The sequence below is a fragment of the Mycobacterium sp. B14F4 genome (assembly GCF_039871645.1).
In the GTDB taxonomy this organism is placed as follows: Bacteria; Actinomycetota; Actinomycetes; order Mycobacteriales; family Mycobacteriaceae; genus Mycobacterium.
In genome coordinates this window covers 483,856-502,097 of record NZ_JBDPMF010000003.1, presented here as the reverse complement: position 1 = coordinate 502,097, position 18,242 = coordinate 483,856, and the positions used below count along the sequence as shown (strand labels likewise).

The 18,242-nt window shown below is 70.0% G+C and carries 14 protein-coding genes; 8 read left to right on the top strand and 6 right to left on the bottom strand.

Annotated elements, in window-relative coordinates; all coding sequences use genetic code 11:
- Positions 1-2: 2 nt before the first annotated feature.
- Genes ABGB19_RS12170 through trmB form a run of 3 tightly spaced genes read right to left on the bottom strand, consistent with a single transcriptional unit; the run spans position 3 to position 4,877 of the window.
- Complete coding sequence (locus ABGB19_RS12170; RefSeq protein ID WP_347686190.1) at positions 3-3,353, bottom strand: MMPL family transporter; 3,351 nt, start codon at positions 3,351-3,353, stop codon at positions 3-5.
- 46 nt (positions 3,354-3,399) lie between these two features.
- Positions 3,400-4,107 carry an NYN domain-containing protein gene (locus tag ABGB19_RS12165; protein WP_347686189.1) on the bottom strand — a complete coding sequence of 236 codons (708 nt, stop codon included), beginning with the start codon at positions 4,105-4,107 and terminating at the stop codon, positions 3,400-3,402.
- Entirely contained in the window at positions 4,104-4,877 is a 774-nt protein-coding gene (gene trmB / locus ABGB19_RS12160) for a tRNA (guanosine(46)-N7)-methyltransferase TrmB (protein WP_347686188.1), read from the bottom strand. The genes ABGB19_RS12165 and trmB overlap by 4 nt, the downstream gene beginning before the upstream one ends.
- Positions 4,878-5,104: 227 nt before the next feature.
- Between trmB and ABGB19_RS12155 the strand changes: the two genes are divergently transcribed.
- The 5 genes from ABGB19_RS12155 to ABGB19_RS12135 all read left to right on the top strand — a co-directional run bounded on the left by ABGB19_RS12155 (position 5,105) and on the right by ABGB19_RS12135 (position 12,033).
- Entirely contained in the window at positions 5,105-6,025 is a 921-nt protein-coding gene (locus ABGB19_RS12155; RefSeq protein ID WP_347686187.1) for a hypothetical protein, read from the top strand.
- Complete coding sequence (locus ABGB19_RS12150; protein WP_347686186.1) at positions 6,022-7,476, top strand: hypothetical protein; 1,455 nt, start codon at positions 6,022-6,024, stop codon at positions 7,474-7,476. The genes ABGB19_RS12155 and ABGB19_RS12150 overlap by 4 nt, the downstream gene beginning before the upstream one ends.
- Positions 7,477-7,655: 179 nt before the next feature.
- Entirely contained in the window at positions 7,656-9,485 is a 1,830-nt protein-coding gene (locus tag ABGB19_RS12145; protein WP_347686185.1) for a phosphoenolpyruvate carboxykinase (GTP), read from the top strand.
- Between the two features lie 119 nt (positions 9,486-9,604).
- The gene (fadD4, locus tag ABGB19_RS12140) at positions 9,605-11,125 is read left to right on the top strand and encodes a fatty-acid--CoA ligase FadD4 (RefSeq protein WP_347686184.1); all 1,521 of its coding nucleotides are present in this window, start codon (positions 9,605-9,607) and stop codon (positions 11,123-11,125) included.
- Between the two features lie 5 nt (positions 11,126-11,130).
- A complete protein-coding gene (locus tag ABGB19_RS12135; protein ID WP_347686183.1) occupies positions 11,131-12,033 on the top strand; it encodes an enoyl-CoA hydratase/isomerase family protein in 903 nt (300 codons plus the stop codon).
- On the opposite strand, the gene ABGB19_RS12130 is transcribed toward ABGB19_RS12135, so the two are convergent.
- Positions 12,011-12,742: a GntR family transcriptional regulator gene (locus tag ABGB19_RS12130; RefSeq protein ID WP_347686182.1), complete on the bottom strand. Its 732-nt coding sequence runs from the start codon at positions 12,740-12,742 to the stop codon at positions 12,011-12,013. The two genes, ABGB19_RS12135 and ABGB19_RS12130, sit on opposite strands and share 23 nt — an antisense overlap.
- A complete protein-coding gene (locus ABGB19_RS12125) occupies positions 12,742-13,890 on the bottom strand; it encodes an acyl-CoA dehydrogenase family protein (RefSeq protein WP_347686181.1) in 1,149 nt (382 codons plus the stop codon). Before ABGB19_RS12125 ends, ABGB19_RS12130 begins: the two co-directional genes overlap by 1 nt.
- A 40-nt stretch (positions 13,891-13,930) precedes the next feature.
- Here ABGB19_RS12125 and ABGB19_RS12120 point away from each other — a divergent pair, with 40 nt between their 5' ends.
- The 3 genes from ABGB19_RS12120 to ABGB19_RS12110 are packed head-to-tail and all read left to right on the top strand — an operon-like array spanning position 13,931 to position 17,338.
- Positions 13,931-14,914 (top strand): MaoC family dehydratase, encoded by a 984-nt coding sequence (locus ABGB19_RS12120; RefSeq protein WP_347686180.1) that lies wholly within the window; start codon positions 13,931-13,933, stop codon positions 14,912-14,914.
- A 13-nt stretch (positions 14,915-14,927) separates the two neighbouring features.
- Positions 14,928-16,040: a CoA transferase gene (locus ABGB19_RS12115; protein WP_347686179.1), complete on the top strand. Its 1,113-nt coding sequence runs from the start codon at positions 14,928-14,930 to the stop codon at positions 16,038-16,040.
- On the top strand, positions 16,034-17,338 hold the full coding sequence (locus tag ABGB19_RS12110; protein ID WP_347686178.1) for an amidohydrolase family protein: 1,305 nt from the start codon (positions 16,034-16,036) through the stop codon (positions 17,336-17,338). Before ABGB19_RS12115 ends, ABGB19_RS12110 begins: the two co-directional genes overlap by 7 nt.
- A 1-nt stretch (position 17,339) precedes the next feature.
- Here the strand turns inward: ABGB19_RS12110 and ABGB19_RS12105 are convergent, their stop codons facing one another.
- A complete protein-coding gene (locus ABGB19_RS12105) occupies positions 17,340-18,242 on the bottom strand; it encodes an alpha/beta hydrolase (protein WP_347686177.1) in 903 nt (300 codons plus the stop codon).

Here is an 18,242-nt window from a genome sequence, read left to right as displayed (position 1 = left end):
GCCTAGATCCGGCCCTCGCGACGCAGCAGATCCTGCGCGCTGACCCCACCGCCGCGGCGCTTGCGCTCCTCGTCCTCGCGCGTGTTGAGCTTCTCGGTCGCGGCCTCGGCGTCCGGCGTGGTCCCCAGCTTGCGCGGCGTCGGGATGGCCGTGGTCGCATCCGGATCTGCCGTGCCTTCCGGCGGGGTGCCCTGTTGCCGCGGTGTCGGAATCGCGGTCGTCGGCTCGCTGTCCGGAGCGGGCCGTGCCGGACGCGGACCCCGTGCCCGGCCTTCCGGCGGGGTCCCCACCGGCATCGCCCTGGTCGCGTCGCCCGACGGGCGTCCCTGCGGCGCCGGAGGCGGCGGCGCACCGCTGCCACGCAGTTCGCCGAGCCACGACTCGATCTCGCGTTCCTCCCGCGGGCGTGCCGGCGGGGCGGGCGGCCGGGCGGCGTGCCGCGTTGCGGCGGCGGCGTTGGTGACCGCGTTGCGGACGGCGTTCTTCGCGCTCGACAACCGCGTGGTCTGCGGTTCGTCGGAGGGCGCAGCGGGCGGCTGCGCGGTCGGGATGCGCGTCGTCCCCGCGACGGACGGACCACTGGCACGCGGCGGCACGGCCACCCGCGTCGCACCGGGCCGAGACGAGCCCTCGACCGCCGGATGCGTCGGATCGTGCGGCGGCCGGGGCCTCTCAGACGGGCGAGGCGGCACCGGTGCGCCCGCACCGACCAGCGCGCGTTCGTCCTCGACGGAGTCCCGAACCGCGGGCCGCTTGCGCTCGTCGGGCAGCTCGGTCTCGCCCAGGCCGAGCCGTTCCTGGATCCGCTTCATCCAGCGCGGCGCCCACCAGCAGTCGTCGCCGAGCAACTTCATGATCGCCGGGACCAGGAACATTCGGACGATGGTCGCATCCAGCAACAGCGCGATCAGCAGGCCGAACGCCAGGTACTTCATCATCACCAGGTCGGAGAAGACGAATGCGCCCGCGACGACGGCGAGGACCAGCGCGGCGCCGGTGATCAGCCGTCCCGTGGTCGCGGTGCCGATCCGGATCGCCTCGGCGGTGGACAGGCCGCGTTCGCGCGCCTCCACCATGCGGGACACCAGGAACACCTCGTAGTCCGTCGACAGACCCCAGATCACCGCGATGATCAAGCCGATCATCGGCGCCATCAGCGGCTGTGGCGTGTAGTTCATCAGGCCGGCGCCGTGCCCCTCGACGAACATCCACGTGAGCACGCCCATCGTCGACCCGAGCGTGAGCGCGCTCATCACCGCGGCCTTGATGGGCAACACCACCGAGCCGAACGCCAGGAACATCAGGATCGTCGTGGTGATGATCAGGATGGTGACCATCAGCGGCAGCTTGTCGAACAGGCTGTGAATCGAGTCCTGCTCCAGAGCCGGTGTGCCACCGACAGAGATAGTCAGGCCGCGCGGCGGGGTGATCGCCCGCAGTTCGGCGACCTTCTTCGCGGCGTCGTTGCGGTCGACGAGGCCGTTCTGGATGACGCGGACCGACGGGTCGCTCGACTCGCCGCCGCGCGGTTGCCACATCTTCGACGGGTCACCGTCCGGCTCGATGAAGCCGGGGATGGCCAGGGCCTCGCTGCGGATCTCCGCGATCTGCTGATCGGTCACCGGCTGGCCGTCGGTGTTCTGGATGACCAGCGTCAGCGGTTCCGTGCGGAACCCGGGGAAGCTCCTGTCGAAGTCCTCCTGCGCGACCCGGACAGAGTTGTCGGGCGGCAGGTACTTCTCGCTGATGCCGCCGAGCGCGAGTTGGCCCAGCGGGATGATCAGCAGAATCATCGCGATCGCGATGGGTGCGGCGAAGGCGACCGGACGCTTCATCACGACGTTGACCAGCTTGCCCCAGAAGCCCTTCTCGACCTCGGCGCGCGTCTTGGTCTTCTGTGTCTTCTCCGCGAGCCAGTTCAGCCACCACACGATCGGCTTGTGGGCGATCGGGACGAACCGCGCGAGCGTCACGCCGGCGACGACCACGGCGACGAAGATCACGATGCCGAGCAGAACCCAGTACAGCGCGGTTCCGATGACGTCGGCATCCTTCAGCGCGCTCACGCCGTACGCGAGTCCGCCCAGCAGCGTGATGTAACCGAGGATCAACCCGATGAGCGCGAACTGAGCGCCCTGCTCGCCGGTCTCCTTGATGCGCTTGCGCGCGATGTGGCCCAGCGCGATACCGACGGGTGGAAGCAGCAGGCCCGCGGGGATCGAGGCGAGCGCCAATGTGTTGGTGCGCGGGTTGCCGGTGACGGGCGTTGGCGAATTCGGCTGCGTGAACTTCAGCAGCCAACGCACTCCGAGCGCATCCACCCTCGGGCCGAGAATGCCCAGCGCAGCGGGCAGAACGGTGATCGACAGGATCGCCGCGAGCATCACCGACGCGATGATCGCGTAGGTGATCGACTTCAGGAAGCCCTGCGGGAACAGCAGCAGCGGCACCGACGACGCCACGAGGATGACCGCGGAGAACATGATGGTGCGGCCCGACGTCATGACGGCGCGGCGCACGGCGGCCTGGGTGTCGTAGCCCTCGGCCATCTCCTCGCGGAACCGGCTCACCATGAACAGGCCGTAGTCGACCGCGATGCCGAGGCCCATCAGCGTGACGACGGGCTGCGCGAAGAAGTGCACCGGCATGAACTCGGCGAAGAGCCGCATGATGCCCAGCGCGCCCGCGATGGTCAGGCCGCCGATGACGCCCGGGAGGGCCGCCGCGATCACACCGCCGAACACGAAGAACAGCACCACGCACACCAGCGGGATGGCGGCCACCTCGGCTCGCTGCTGGTCCTCGCCGATGGTGCCGGTGAGCTCGCTCGCGAGCGGGTTGAGGCCGGCGAGCTGGATGTTGCCGTCGTTGATGGCCCGCAGGTCGGGTTCGACGGCCTGGTAGTTCTTCAGGATCGAGTCGTCGTCGTCGCCCTTGAGCGGGATGCTGACGAACGTCTTCGAGAGATCCTCGGTCTTCATCTGCTGGACCGTCGCGAGGGTGGTGGTGGGTGCCTTCAGCCACCCCACCCAGGCCTCGATCTGGTCCGGATTGTCGGCCACCAGCTTGTCGAGCTCGTCGGTGGTCTTCTTCATCCAGTCCGGATCGTCGACCTTCTTACCGTCAGGCGGCGTCAGGATCGCGACGACGTGGCTGGTCCGGTCTCGTCCGTAGGCCTTGTCGGCCGCAATCGAGGCGGCCACCGACTGGCTGCCCTCGTCGTAGAAGCCACTCTGGGTGACGTGCTCCCCGAGGCTGATCCCGTACACGCCGCCACCAAGGCACAGCGCCACCATGATTCCGATAACCGCGTATCGGAACTGGTACACCGTTCGACCCCACCAGGCGAACACGTAAGCTCCTTACGTCCACAAAATTTCTAGGCGACTTTCGCGCATTTCAGTTGTTGACGCGCGAGGTCAGTAGCGAGGACAGCGGCCGGAATGGCTGCAGCCATGCCCCCTGCTCGGGCAGCGAATCAAGTCCGATCCGCGGTAGCGGCTCCCGGAAAACACCAGGAATGTCCTCCAGGTCGACGAACTCCAAGGTATCCGACGCTAGCGCCCAGCTCGCATGTTCGCGAAATCCGAGCACCTGGACCGGAATGCCGTCGCGGGCGATTTCCTCCAGCGGCAGTTTGAACGCCTGACCATCGGCGGAGGCGACCAGCACGCCGGCCAGTCCCTCGCTGCGCCGCAGCGCGATGTGGTTCAGCATGTCGCTGTCCACGTCGCTGTCCTCGTCGATCTTCGGCTTCGCGAACACCGCGAAACCCACGTTACGCAACGCCTCCACCCATGGCCGGACCACGTCGGCGCTACCGGGGGCGATGTTGGTGAACACGGTGGCCTCCGGCTCCAGCGAGACAGGCCCGGCCGCGGCCCCGATCTGGGTGGACAACTCGGCGGTGCGCGACAACAGCCACCGGCCCAGGGCGTCGAACCGCGGGCGGTGCGCGGCGGTCGGCCGGCCACCGAGGAGCGAGCCGAGGCCCATGTCGAGGTTGGGGGCGTCCCAGACCAGCAGCACGCGGGCCGTCGCGTCGGCGGCCGCCGGCGGCGGGGGCGTCACGTCCCCGACGTGCTGGATGTCTTCAGTGAGGCTCATGGCTTCTCCCAGAGCAGTTCAGTGACGGCACTGCCCGCATGCTGCGCCTTGTTCTCGTACTTCGTGACGGGCCGTTGCACCGAGATGGGCAGCCCATGGGTGGAGGTGACGCGGCGCAACCGCGGTTCGGCGTCCCCGACCTCGGCGATGTGCTCGGCGTACCCGGCGTGGTCGGTCGCCGCGTGCAGGATCCCGCCCGGGCGCAGCCGGTCGGCGATCAGCGCGACGGTGGCCGGCTGCAGCAGCCGGCGCTTGTGGTGACGGGCCTTGGGCCACGGGTCGGGGAAGAAGACCCGCACCCCGGTCAGGGAGTCGGGGCCGAACATGTGCTCGAGCACGTCGACGCCGTCGCCGCGGACCAGGCGGATGTTCGTCACGCCCGCGCGGTCGATGCCGGACAGCAGCTGAGCCAGCCCGCGCCGGTACACCTCCACGGCGACGACGTCGATGTCCGGCTCGGCCTGGGCCATGGCCAGCGTCGAGGTGCCCGTGCCGCAGCCGATCTCCAGCACCACCGGCGCGGTGCGGCCGAACCACGCCTCGGTGTCCAGCCGGGGAGCGGGGCCGTCGGTATCGCGTGCGTGCATGCCGATCTCCGGCCACAGTCGGTCCCATGTCGCCTGCTGAGCGTGGGACAGCGTGGTGCGCCGGGTGCGGAAGCTGGTCACCCGCGGCAGCCGGTGCTGGCTCTCGGCGAGGACGTCGGGGCCCGCAGCCGACACGTCGGCGACGTCGGACCCGGGCAGATGCATCCGTCCATGGTCGCTCATCGACCGATGAGTACCCGCATCGTGTTACATATTGATACCCAACAGTTGCCTACCACTGGTACTGGCCGGATCTGTCCCCAGACCGCGACCCGACGGCTCGCACCAGGCGCGGGAAGCTGCCACCATCGTCTGGTGGTCCGATGCGGCGCCGTGGTCCCGACCGGGCAGGCCTTGTGAATTTCGCCGACGTGCTCACGGATTTCGTCGACGACGCGTGCGATCGACGAGTGACGCCGGTTGTCCGGCGCGTCACCGCTCCGATCCGCGTCGCGGTGCGGGGTCGCGACGGCGTCGGTCGCGGCACGGTGGCCGCCGCGCTGGCCGGCGCGGGCGTGGCGGTGACGACGGATCCCGCGGCGGCCGACGTCGGCGTGGTGGTGATCGCCGAGGTGCTCAAACCCGAGGACCGCGCACTGCTCGACGGGTTTTCGGGCCCGGCCGTCGTCGTGCTCAACAAGGCCGACACCACCGGATCCGGGACCGGCGGACCCGTGGTGGTGGCGCACCGCCGCGCCGCCGGTTACCGCGCGGTGACCGGGGTCCCCACCGTTCCGATGATCGCGCTGCTCGCCGACGTCGCCCTCGACGACGAGCTGATCGGGGCGCTGCGGACCCTGCGGAATGCGCCGGCCGACCTGTCGTCGGCCGACGCCTTCGTCGCGGGCCCGCACCCGGTGAGCGCACCGGTGCGGCAACGCCTCATCGCCACGTTGGACCGGTTCGGCATCGCGCATGCGGTGCTGGCCCTCGACGGCGGAGTCGCGGCCGGTGCGCTGTCGGGTCACATGCGCCGGCTCAGTGGGCTCGATCGGGTCGTCGAGCAGGTGGACGCCGCGGCCGCACCGCTGCACTATCGCCGGATACGGACGGCAGTCATCGAATTACGGGCGCTGGCCACGCAATCCGGCGACGACCGGCTGACCGCCTTCCTGCGCACCGACACCACCGTGTTGGCGGTCATGACCGCCGCCGTGCACGTCGTGGAAGCCGCCGGGGTGCGCGTCGACAGGGGTGACGATGCGGCGGCTCACCTCCGGCGCGCGGTGCACTGGCGGCGGTACGGCCGCGGGCCCGTCGGTCCGCTGCACCGGGCCTGTGCGGCCGACATCACGCGTGGCTCGCTGCGGCTGCTGGAGCGGGACCGGTGAGCGCCGCGGACGTGGCGGCAGTCGATGCCATGGTCGCCACGATCGGTCCCGAACTCAGCCCGCCCGCCGTGCGCACCCGGGACGTCGTGCTGGTGACCGGACCCTGGCTGGCGGGCACCACGAGTGTGCTCACCGCACTGCGGGAACGCATACCCGAGTGCGTCTTCGTCGAGGAGTTGAGCCGGGCCGACGCCCCCGCCGCGGTGGTGTTCGTGGTGTCGGCAGCGTCCGCGCTGAGCGAATCCGACTGTGCGCTGGTCGATCTGGCCGCAGGCAACACCGACCTGGTGATCGGCGTGGTGTCGAAGATCGACGCGCACCGCAACTGGCGCGAGGTGCTGGCCGCCGACCGCACGCGGCTGGCGGCGCGGTCACCGCGGTACGCGCACGTGGCGTGGGTGGGTGCGGCCGCGGCGCCCGACCTCGGCGAGCCACGCGTCGACGAACTCGTCGGCGCACTGCGGCAGCGGATGGCCGAACCCGACTTGCACAAACGAAACCGGCTGCGCGCGTGGGAGTCTCACCTGCGGACGGTGATGGACCGCTACCGCAGCGAGGGTGAGGGCGTCGATCGGCAGGCGCGGGTGGCGACGCTGCACAGGACCCGCGAGAACATTGTCCGCGGCCGTCGTACCGCCAGATCGGAGCGGACCATCGCGCTGCGCAGCCAGATCCAGCAGGCGCGTGTGCAGCTCGGCTACTTCGCACGCAATCGGTGCAGCTCCGTGCGCGCCGAACTAGCCGAGGACGCCTCCGAGCTGGCGCGCGGGCGGTTGCGGGGATTCGAGCCGCGGGTGCGCGAGCGGATCGCTGCCGTGGCGCTGGAGGTGGATGACGGCATCACCGAGCAACTCGGCGATGCGGCCGGCCAGCTCGGTCTGCCCGCCGCGCCGGTCCCCGCACCGCCGCCGCCGCCCGAGATCGCGCCACCGCCGCTGCAGTCGCGGCGGCTCCAGACCCAGCTGACGACGATCCTCGGGGCGGGATTCGGGCTCGGGGTGGCGCTCCTGGTGACGCGGCTGTTCGCCGGGCAGGCTTCGGGCCCCTCGGTCGGCGGGCTGGTCGCCGGCGGGCTGGTCGGGCTGGTGCTCACCGTGTGGGTGGTGGGCATCCGCGGGTTGCTGCACGACCGGGCGGTGCTGGACCGGTGGGTCACCGAGGTGACCACCACCCTGAAGTCGGCACTCGAGGAACGGGTCGCGACCCGCGTGCTGGCCGCCGAGACCGCCTTGACCTCGGCGGCCGCCGCTCGCGACGAGCGGGAGAGCGCCACGGCCGAGGACCGCGTAGCCGACATCGACGCCGAACTGCGCGCGCATGCCACCCAGACCGCGCGGGCCGCGGTCACGCGGGACCGGCGGCTGCCGTCGCTGCAGCGCGCACTCGAGGTCGTGCGCAGCGAACTGGCCGCCCCGGAGGTCTGCATCGAAGACGCATCGGTACCCCGATAACCCCCGGAAGCGGGTTTTCTGAATCGTTCCTGTGAGTGATCGGACATAGTCCCGATTCACCGCGGGTATCTCACCCGCGTTAACCTCTGTACAGGGAGACCGCGGCGCCGCCTGATTCCTGTTTGGCCGGTGCACACGGATTCTTCGAGTCCTGGCAGACAGATACACAGGAGATTTTGATGACCGCAGCGACCATCCCAGGTCTGGACACCGCACCGACGAAGCATGAAGGTCTGCTCGCTTGGGTCCGGGAGGTCGCCGAGCTGACGCAACCGGATCGCGTGGTGTTCGCCGACGGCTCCGACGAGGAGAACGCGCGCCTGTGCGAGCAACTGGTCGACGCGGGCACCTTCCGGCAGCTTGACGACGAGAAGAAGCCCAACTCCTACCTGGCGCTGTCGGACCCGTCGGACGTGGCGCGCGTCGAGTCGCGCACCTTCATCTGCACCGAGAACGAGATCGACGCCGGCCCCACCAACAACTGGATGGACCCGGCCGAGATGCGCGGCATCATGACCGACCTGTACCGCGGCTGTATGCGTGGCCGCACCATGTACGTGGTGCCGTTCTGCATGGGCCCGCTCGGCGCCGAGGACCCCAAGCTCGGTGTCGAGATCACCGACTCGGAATACGTCGTGGTGTCGATGCGCACGATGACGCGCATGGGCAAGGCCGCGCTGGACAAGATGGGCACCGACGGCTTCTTCGTCAAGGCGCTGCACTCGATCGGCGCGCCGCTGGAGCCCGGCCAGAAGGACGTGCCCTGGCCGTGCAACGACACCAAGTACATCACCCACTTCCCCGAGACCCGCGAGATCTGGAGCTACGGCTCCGGCTACGGCGGCAACGCGCTGCTGGGCAAGAAGTGCTACTCGCTGCGCATCGCTTCGGCGATGGCCCGCGACGAGGGCTGGCTCGCCGAGCACATGCTGATCCTCAAGCTGATCTCGCCGGAGAACAAGGCGTACTTCGTCGCCGCGGCGTTCCCCTCGGCCTGCGGCAAGACCAACCTCGCGATGCTGCAGCCGACCATCCCCGGTTGGCGGGCCGAGACGATCGGCGACGACATCGCGTGGATGCGGTTCGGCAAGGACGGCCGCCTGTACGCGGTCAACCCGGAGTTCGGCTTCTTCGGCGTCGCGCCGGGCACCAACTGGAAGTCCAACCCGAACGCGATGAAGACCATCGAGGCCGGCAATACCGTCTTCACCAACGTCGCGCTGACCGACGACAACGACGTGTGGTGGGAGGGCCTCGAAGGCGAGCCCGATCACCTCATCGATTGGAAGGGCAACGACTGGATCTTGCGCGAGACCGAAAGCAAGGCCGCGCATCCGAACTCGCGCTACTGCACCCCGATGTCGCAGTGCCCGACGCTGGCCCCCGAGTGGGACGACCCGCAGGGCGTGCCGATCTCGGCGATCCTGTTCGGCGCGCGCCGCAAGACCACGGTGCCGCTGGTGACCGAGGCCCGCGACTGGCAGCACGGCGTCTTCATCGGCGCGACCATGGGCTCGGAGCAGACCGCGGCCGCCGAGGGCAAGGTCGGCACCGTGCGCCGCGACCCGATGGCGATGTTGCCGTTCCTGGGCTACAACGTCGGCGACTACTTCGCGCACTGGATCAAGCTGGGCAAGGAGTCCGACGAGTCGAAGATGCCGAAGATCTTCTTCGTCAACTGGTTCCGCCGCGGTGACGACGGCCGCTTCCTGTGGCCGGGCTTCGGCGAGAACAGCCGCGTGATGAAGTGGATCATCGACCGCATCGAGCACCGGGCCGGCGGACGCACCACCCCGATCGGCACCGTGCCGACCGCCGAGGACTTGGATCTCGATGGTCTTGACGTTGATGCCGCCGACGTGGACGCCGCGCTGGCGGTCAACGTGGAGGAGTGGCGCCAGGAGATTCCGCAGATCGAGGAGTGGTTCGAGTTCGTCGGCGAGAAGCTGCCGACCGGCATCAAGGACGAGTTCGACGCCCTGAAGCACCGCCTGGCCGAAGCCGAGTAGCTCGCGAGCAGACGCAAAAGCCTCCGAATCGCGCACCTTTCGGGGGTTTTCGCGTCTGTTCGTGAAGTGACACCCACCCACTTGACACCTGTCAATTCGCGGCGTCGTAAAGTCAGCACATGCAGATCCGCGAACATGCCGAGGCCACCCCCGACAAGCCCGCCGTCATCATGCATCCGTCAGGCGTCGTGGTGACCTTCGGTGAGTTGGAAGCGCGCGCGAACCGGCTGGCCCATCACTTCCGGCAGGCCGGGCTCGCGGAGGGCGACACCGTCGCGATCCTGATGGAGAACAACGAGCACTTTCACACGGTGATGTGGGCGGCCAGGCGCAGCGGGCTCTACTACGTGCCGATCAACACGCACCTCACGGCCGCCGAGGCGGCGTACATCCTCGACAACAGCAACGCCAAGGGCATCATCGGGTCGGCCGCCCTGCACAGGACGCTCGAGGGCCTGGCAGCCGAGCTGCCGCGCGGCCTGCCCGAGCTGCTGCTCATCGCCGACGCCGATCTCGACGGGTGGCAGCGGTACCCCGAATGCGTTGCGGACCAACCCGAAACACCGATCGCCGACGAGATCGAGGGCGATCTGCTGCAGTACTCGTCGGGCACCACCGGCCGGCCCAAGGGCATCAAGCGTGAGTTGCCGCACCTGCCGCCCGCCGAAGCGCCGGGCCTGATGACGATGCTGGTCGCGGTGTGGATGCAGCCCGACTCGGTCTATCTGAGCCCCGCCCCGCTGTACCACACGGCCCCGTCGGTCTGGTCGATGACGGTGCAGTCCGCGGGCTACACCACCGTGGTGCTGGAGAAGTTCGACCCCGAGGGCGCACTCGACGCGATCCAGCGTTACGGCGTGACGCACGGGCAGTTCGTGCCCGCGATGTTCACGCGGATGCTCAAACTCCCGGAGTCCGTGCGCAACTCGTACGACGTGTCCAGCCTCAAGCGGGTCATCCACGCCGCTGCGCCGTGCCCGGTCGAGATCAAGAAGCAGATGATCGACTGGTGGGGGCCGATCGTCGACGAGTACTACGCCTCCTCTGAGGCGCACGGTTCGACACTGATCAGCGCGGAAGACTGGCTGGCGCACCCCGGTTCGGTCGGCAAGCCGATGATGGGCGCCGTGCACATCGTCGACGAGGACGGCAACGAGCTGCCACCCGGTGAGGCGGGCGAGATCTACTTCGAGGGCGGTAACACCTTCGAGTACCTCAACGACCCCGAGAAGACGGCGAAGTCACGCAATACGCACGGCTGGATGACCGTCGGCGACATCGGCTATCTCGACGAGGAGGGCTACCTCTACCTGACCGATCGTCGCCATCACATGATCATCTCGGGTGGTGTGAACATCTATCCGCAGGAAGCCGAGAACATGTTGGTCACGCACCCGAAGGTGTTGGACGCGGCGGTGTTCGGCGTTCCGGACGACGAAATGGGCCAGAGCGTCAAGGGTGTGGTGCAGACCGTTGACCCGGCCGACGCCACCGGTGAGTTCGGCGACGAGCTGCTGGCGTGGCTGCGTGACCGGCTCGCGCACTACAAGTGCCCGCGGTCGCTCTCGTTCGAGGCTCAGCTGCCGCGCACCGACACCGGCAAGCTGTACAAGCAGGAGCTCATCAAGAAGTACTCGTGATCGGCATGAACTCAGTCGAGCTGGCCGCGGGCATCACCGTCGCGATCGAAACACCATCCGACGATGCGAGTTTCACGCTGTCCGAACGCGACGGTGATGACCGGCGCGTCGTCACGGTGCCTTCGGTGGCCGACGCGGTCGACGAGCTTCGGGAGCGCTGTGACCGGTGGCCGCTCGCCGCGGCGATCTGTGACGACGTGTTGCGCGCCGTCGACCCCGACGCACCGGCGTTCGCCGGTCTGATCACCGAGTCGCTGGCGTACTCGACGCTGCAGTCCGGTCCGGAGTTCGCGCGCTGGCTCGCGGGACGCGGCCCGGCGGAGGTTCCTGCGCTCGTCGAACCCGTACTGGTTGACCGCATCGACGACTCGTTGCTGGTGCGGTTCAACCGCCCCCAGCGCCACAACGCGTTCTCCACCGACGCCCGCGCGGCCCTGCTCGACGCGCTGGAGGTCGCCCGCCTGGACCCGTCGGTCACCGAGGTGGTGCTGTCCGGCACCGGTCCGTCGTTCTGCAGCGGCGGTGACCTCGCGGAGTTCGGCTCGTTCGTCGACCCGGCCAGCGCGCATCTCGCACGCACCCGCCACAGCCCGGCACTGGTCCTCGCCGAACTGGCCGGGCGCCTCGGCGATCGTTGCCGCGCCGAGGTGCACGGCCGGGTGCTGGGCAGCGGATTGGAGATGGCGGCGTTCTGCGGGCATGTCCGATCGACCGCCGACGCCGTGTTCGGCCTGCCGGAACTCAGTCTCGGCCTGCTGCCCGGCGCCGGCGGCACCGTCAGCATCACCCGCCGTATCGGCCGGTGGCGCACGGCTTTTCTGGTGCTGTCGGGACGCACCATCGACGCACCGACCGCCCAGCGGTGGGGCCTGATCGACGACATCGCTAGTCCGAGCGGCGCAACGTGACCCGGTAGGTGTACTGCTCGGGCAGAAAGTGGCTGACCGACAACTCGACGGGCCGGCCACCGGCATCGGAGTACAGCCGGTCCACCCGCAGCATCGGATGGCCGAGCCCGCAACCGACCGCGTCGGCCACGTCGGCGGCGGCGGGCGCGACGGTGATCGACTGTGCCGCTTCGGCGATCGGCTCGGTCAGCAGCGGCTCGAGCAGGCCGATGACCGTCTGCGTGCCCACCGAACCGTCGCCGAGGTTCGGCAACACCAGGGCCGCCGCCCACGGCACCAGGTGCACCGTCGTCGACACGAACGGCACGCCTGGATCCGTACCGTGCAGCCGGCGGAACACCACCGTGTAGACGATGTCGTCGTCGAGGCGCAGCCTGCTGGCCGCGTCGACGTCGACCCGCCTGCGCAGCCCGCTGAGCACCTCCATCGTGGTGTCGTCGGACAGGCTCATCAGATCCTCGATCGAGCCGAGCTGGCGCAGGTACCGCCGGCCCGGGTCGCTGGCGTACGTGCCGCGGCCCGGCACCCGGTACACCACCCCCTCGGCGACCAGATCCTGAAACGCCCGTCGCACCGTCTGCCGCGACAACCCGTGCATCGCAACGAGTTCCGACTCCGTCGGCAACCGCACCCCGTCGCCGTACCGCCCCGCCGCGATCTCGTCGCGCAATTGCTCGCGCAGGGCCTGATACGCCGGAGGGGCCTTCACTACAGACCGCCCCGGGCCACCAGTTGCGAGGCGATCACGTTGCGCTGGATCTCGTTGGTGCCCTCGCCGACGATCATCAGCGGGGCGTCGCGGAAGTAGCGCTCGACGTCGAACTCCGTTGAGTAGCCGTACCCGCCGTGGATGCGCACCGCGTTCAACGCGATCTCCATCGCGACCTCGGAGGCGAACAGTTTGGCCATCCCCGCCTCCATGTCGCAGCGTTCACCGCTGTCGTAGCGTTCGGCGGCATACCGGGTCAGCTGGCGCGCCGCCGTCAGCTTGGTTGCCATGTCGGCCAGGTAGTTGCCGATGGACTGGTGCTTCCAGATCGGCTGGCCGAAGCTCTCGCGGTCCTGCGCGTAGCGCAGCGCATCCTCCAGCGCGGCGGTCGCGACGCCGAGTGCGCGCGACGCCACCTGGATCCGACCCGTCTCGAGGCCCTTCATCATCTGGGAGAACCCCTTGCCCGGCTCGCCGCCGAGGATCGCCGAGGCGGGCACGCGGCAGTCCTCGAAGACCAGCTCGCACGATTCAACGCCCTTGTACCCCAGCTTGGGCAGATCCCGCGACACCGACAACCCGGTCGTGCCCTGCTCGACGAGCACCACCGAGATGCCGCGGTGCCTCGGCGTGGCAGTCGGATCGGTCTTGCACAACAGCGCGATGAGCGCGGAGCGGCGCGCATTGGAGATCCAGGTCTTCGAGCCGTTGATCGCGAGTCCGCCGCCCTCGGACGGCACCGCCGTCGTCGCCATGTTCTGCAGGTCCGAGCCGCCGCCCGGCTCGGTCAGCGCCATCGTCGCGCGCACCTCGCCGGTGGCCATCGGCGGCAGGTAGCGGCGCTTCTGCTCCTCGGTGCCGAACAGCGTGAGCAGCTTGGCGACGACGGTGTGCCCGCCCATCGCCCCGGCCAGGCTCATCCAGCCGCGCGACAGCTCCTGGGTCACCTCGACGTAGCACGGCATCGACACCGGCGACCCGCCGTAGGACTCCGGAATCGCCAGGCCGTAGATCCCGATCTGCTTCATCTGCTCGATCCACGCCTCGGGGTAGGTGTTGGCGTGCTCGACCTCGCGAACCCGGGGTTTGACGTCACGGTCGATGAACGCGCGCACGGTCTCGACCAGCATGGCCTCTTCGTCAGTCATTATCCGGCCATATTGACACTTTGTACGGCCAAATGCCAGCATGGCAGCCGTGAGCGGACCGTACTTCGACGACCTAGAGGTCGGTCAGGTCTTCGACACCGCACCCGCGATGACGTTGACCGCGGGCGCGGCGGCCGTGCACCAGTCGATCATCGGCGACCGCCTGCACCTGGCCCTGGACGCCGGTCTCGCGACGGCCGTCACCGGTGCGACGGGCCCGTTGGCGCATCCGGCGCTGGTGTGCGATGTGGCGATCGGCCAGACGACGCTGGTGACTCAGCGGGTGAAGGCCAACCTGTTCTACCGCGGCCTGACCTTCCACCGGTTCCCGGTGATCGGCGACACCCTGTTCACCAGGACGGAAGTGGTTGGTCTGAAGCAGAATTCGGCCAAGCCCGGCCGCGCGGCGACGGGTCTCGCGGCACTGCGCATGACCACCGTGGACGACGTGGGCCGGCTGGTCCTCGACTTCTACCGGTGCGCGATGCTGCCGCTGAGTGACGGTGCCACCGATACCGGCCACCGCGACGACCTGTCGACGGTCGGCGCCGCTTCCCCACCCACACCGGATCCGACCGCGGCCTGGGACGCCGATGCCTACCGCGCCAGGGTCAGGGGCGCGCGGTTCGATCCGACGCTGACGGGCACGGTGCTGCACAGCAGCGCCGACGTGGTGAGCAGTGCACCCGAGTTGGCCCGGTTGTCGCTGAACATCGCCGCCACGCACCATGATTCGCGGGTCGGCGGGCAACGGCTGGTGTACGGCGGGCACACCATCGGCCTGGCGCTGGCCCAGGCCTGTCGCCTGCTCCCCGACCTGGTGACGGTGCTGGGCTGGGCATCGTGCGACCACACCGGGCCGGTGTACGAAGGCGACACCCTCTACAGCGAACTGCACGTGGAGGCCGCGACCCCGTTGTCCGGCGGCCGTGGCGGTGTGCTGAGCCTGCGCTCGATCGTGTCCGCGGCGGGGGAGCCGGAACGGCCGGTGCTGGACTGGCGGTACACCGCGCTGCAGTACTGAGCACAATGGAGTCGTGACGTCGTTGGTCGTCCCGAGCGCTGTGCTCTCCCGGGCACGGCGGGTCGCCGACGCCTTCGAGGTCTTCACCGGCGTCAACGTCGAGGCCGACGAGCTGATCGGCGGGCGGGCCGCGCTCCTCGACATGGCACCGCGGGGACGGATATCGGCGGGCGGTGCGACGCGGCTCATGCCGTGCCGCGACGGGTGGTGCGCGCTGACGCTCTCCCGCGCCGACGACGTCGACGCGGTGCCCGCACTGCTCGGCGTGGACCGGGTCGACGACGTGTGGACCGCGGTGCAGGCCTGGGTCGCCGACAGCGATGCCGCCGATGTGACCGAGCGCGCACGGCTACTCGGCCTGCCCGTGGCTGCGCTCGCCGAGACACCGGCGGAGCCGCCGCGCGTCTACCCGTTCGGCGCCGCGACGACGACCCGCGGACCCGCGGACCTGTTGGTCGCCGACCTGTCGGCCATGTGGGCCGGACCGTTGTGTGGACGGCTGCTGGCACGCGCAGGCGCGACCGTCGTGAAGGTCGAGAGCACGACGCGGCCCGACGGCGCCCGCAGCGGACCGCGGGCCGTCTTCGACTGGCTCAACACCGGCAAGCTCTCCTACGCGGCCGATTTCGCCGACCCGGTGAGCGTGCGCGCTCTGCTCGAGGTCGCCGACGTGGTGATCGAGTCGTCGCGGCCCGCCGCGTTGACGCGCCGCAACCTCGGGGGGACGGACGTGGCGCCCCGCGACGGTCGCGTGTGGCTGCGCATCACCGGCCACGGCACCGACGGCGAGCGCGCGAACTGGGTCGCCTTCGGCGACGACGCGGCGGTGTCCGGCGGACTGGTCTGCGGAACCGCCGACGACCCGACGTTCTGCGGCGACGCGATCGCGGACCCGCTGACCGGCCTGGAAGCCGCGCTCGCGGTGGCGCAGTCGCTTCGCAGCGGCGGCGGTGAGCTCATCGAGATGTCCATGGCGGCCGTCGCCGCGACCTACGCCGAGCAGCCGGTGAGCGGTGATACGGCCTGCACGGCAACGCCGGACACATCGGCGCCCGCCGCGGAACTCGGCGCCGACAACGAGGCCGTCGACGACCTGATCGCCCGGCGGCGGTTCGCGGCGTGCTGATCCAGCGGGCGACGCTGCTCGACGGGGCGGCGGTCGACATCCGCGTCGGTGAACGGATCGTGACCGTGGCCGACCGGCTCGCCCCCCTGGCCGGCGAACAGGTCTACGACGCCGCGGGCAAGACCGTGATCCCCGGCATCCACGACCACCATGTCCACCTGCGCGCGGCCGCCGCCGCACTGACGTCGACCCGCGTCGGCCCCGCCGAGGTGCACGACCGCGCGGAACTGGCCCGCGCGCTGGCCACCGCGCAGGTCGGTGACGACGGGTGGATCCGGGCGGTCGGCTACCACGAGGCCGTTGCGGGACCCCTCGACCGTGCCGTGCTCGACGAGGTGTCGCCGCCGGCTCCGGTTCGCGTGCAGCACCGCAGCGGCGTGCTGTGGACGCTGAACTCCCTCGGCCTTGCCCGTGTCGGCCTGGCCGACCACGCCGACGGACGGCTCCGCAGCGCCGACCGGTCCTGGTCGGATGCGCTGCAGCGCACCGAGATCAAGCTCGAGCAGGTCAGCCGACGGCTTTGTGCGCACGGTGTCACCGGTATCACCGACGCCACGCCCGACTTGGACGGCGCCGACATCGTCAAACTGATGGAGGCGCACCGGCACGGGGAACTGCGGCAGCGGGTGCACTGCCTTGCGCCCGGTAAGCGCATCCTGCACGACACCGAACTCGACCTCGACGATCTCACCGCGTGGGTCGCCGAGCGGCACGCCGACGATGCGCCCGTGGCCGTCCACTGCGTGACCGCCGCCCAGCTCGTCATCGCCCTGGCGGCGCTGCAGAGCACCGGCGCCCACCCGCACGACCGCATCGAACACGCCGCGGTCGTGCCCGACGACAGCGTGGCGGAGCTGGCATCGACCGGGGTCACGGTGGTCACCCAGCCGAACTTCGTCGCCGAGCGCGGCGACCAGTACCTGCACGACGTGCCCGCACCCGAACAGCGCGAGTTGTGGCGGGTGGCTTCGCTTCTGCGTGCCGGGGTGCCCGTCGCTCTGTCCACCGACATGCCGTTCGGCGACGACGACCCGTGGCGGGCGATGCGCGCGGCCGTGCACCGCAGGACTCGCAGCGGCGCGCTGCTGGGCGCCGAGGAGCGCATCTCGCCACCGGTCGCGCTGGGCATGTTCTTCGGGACGGCCGGACAGCCGACGCGTCAGCGCACCGTCGCGCCCGGTCAGCCCGGCGACCTGGCGGTGCTCGCCGCACCGCCCACCGAGGTGCTGGAGGGGCTGGACTGCGGTCTGGTCGCCGCCACGGTCATCGCCGGCGACGTGGTGTACGAGCGGGGCTGAGTCAGGCGGCCGCCGGCGCCAGCGTGCGGCGCAGCATCGCGCACTGGCTGTCGAAGAAGGATCGCGAGACCTCGGCTTTCGGCACGATGCCGTCGAACCCGTGGAAGGCCCCCTCGACCACCTCGACTTCGCACGGCACGCCCGCGGCGCGCAGGCGCTCGGCGTAGGCGAGGTCCTCGTCGTGGAACAGGTCCAGCGTGCCGACGCCGATCCATGCCGGCGGCAGCCCGTCCAGGTCCGTCCGCCGGGCAGGCACCGCGACGTCGCGGTCGGCGTCGCCGAGATAGGCCGACCAACCGAACTTGTTGCTGGACTGGTTCCACAGCCGGTGGCCGGGATGGTCCAGGCTGGCACGGTCGACGGTGCGGTCGTCGAGCATCGGATACACCAACAACTGGGCCGCAGGCGTCACCTCGCCGCGGTCGCGGGCCAGCAGAGCGAGCGTCGCCGCCAGGCCACCGCCCGCGCTGGCGCCGCCGATCGCGACCCGGCCGGGGTCCACCGACGGCAGCGCCGTCAGCCAGGTCAGCGCCGAGTAGCAGTCCTCCAGCGGCGCCGGATAGGCGTGCTCGGGTGCCAACCGGTAGTCGACGGAGGCCACGGTGACGCCGAGCTCCCTGGCGAACCGGCGGCACAGTTCGTCGTCCTGGCCGGGATGGCCGATGACGTAACCGCCGCCGTGGATCCACAGCAGCGCGGGACCGTTTCCCGGGCTGCTCGACGGCCGGAACAGTCGCACGCCGACGCCCGACGACAGGGTGAGCGCCTCGACGTCCTTGGGTACCCGCCGCCACATCTGGCGGGTCACCAGGCGGATCATCGGAAGCGTCACGGGCGTGACGACCTGCTTGGGGATGTAGCGCGCGATGCGGCGCAGGTCGGGGTGGAAGTCGCTGGGCGGCAT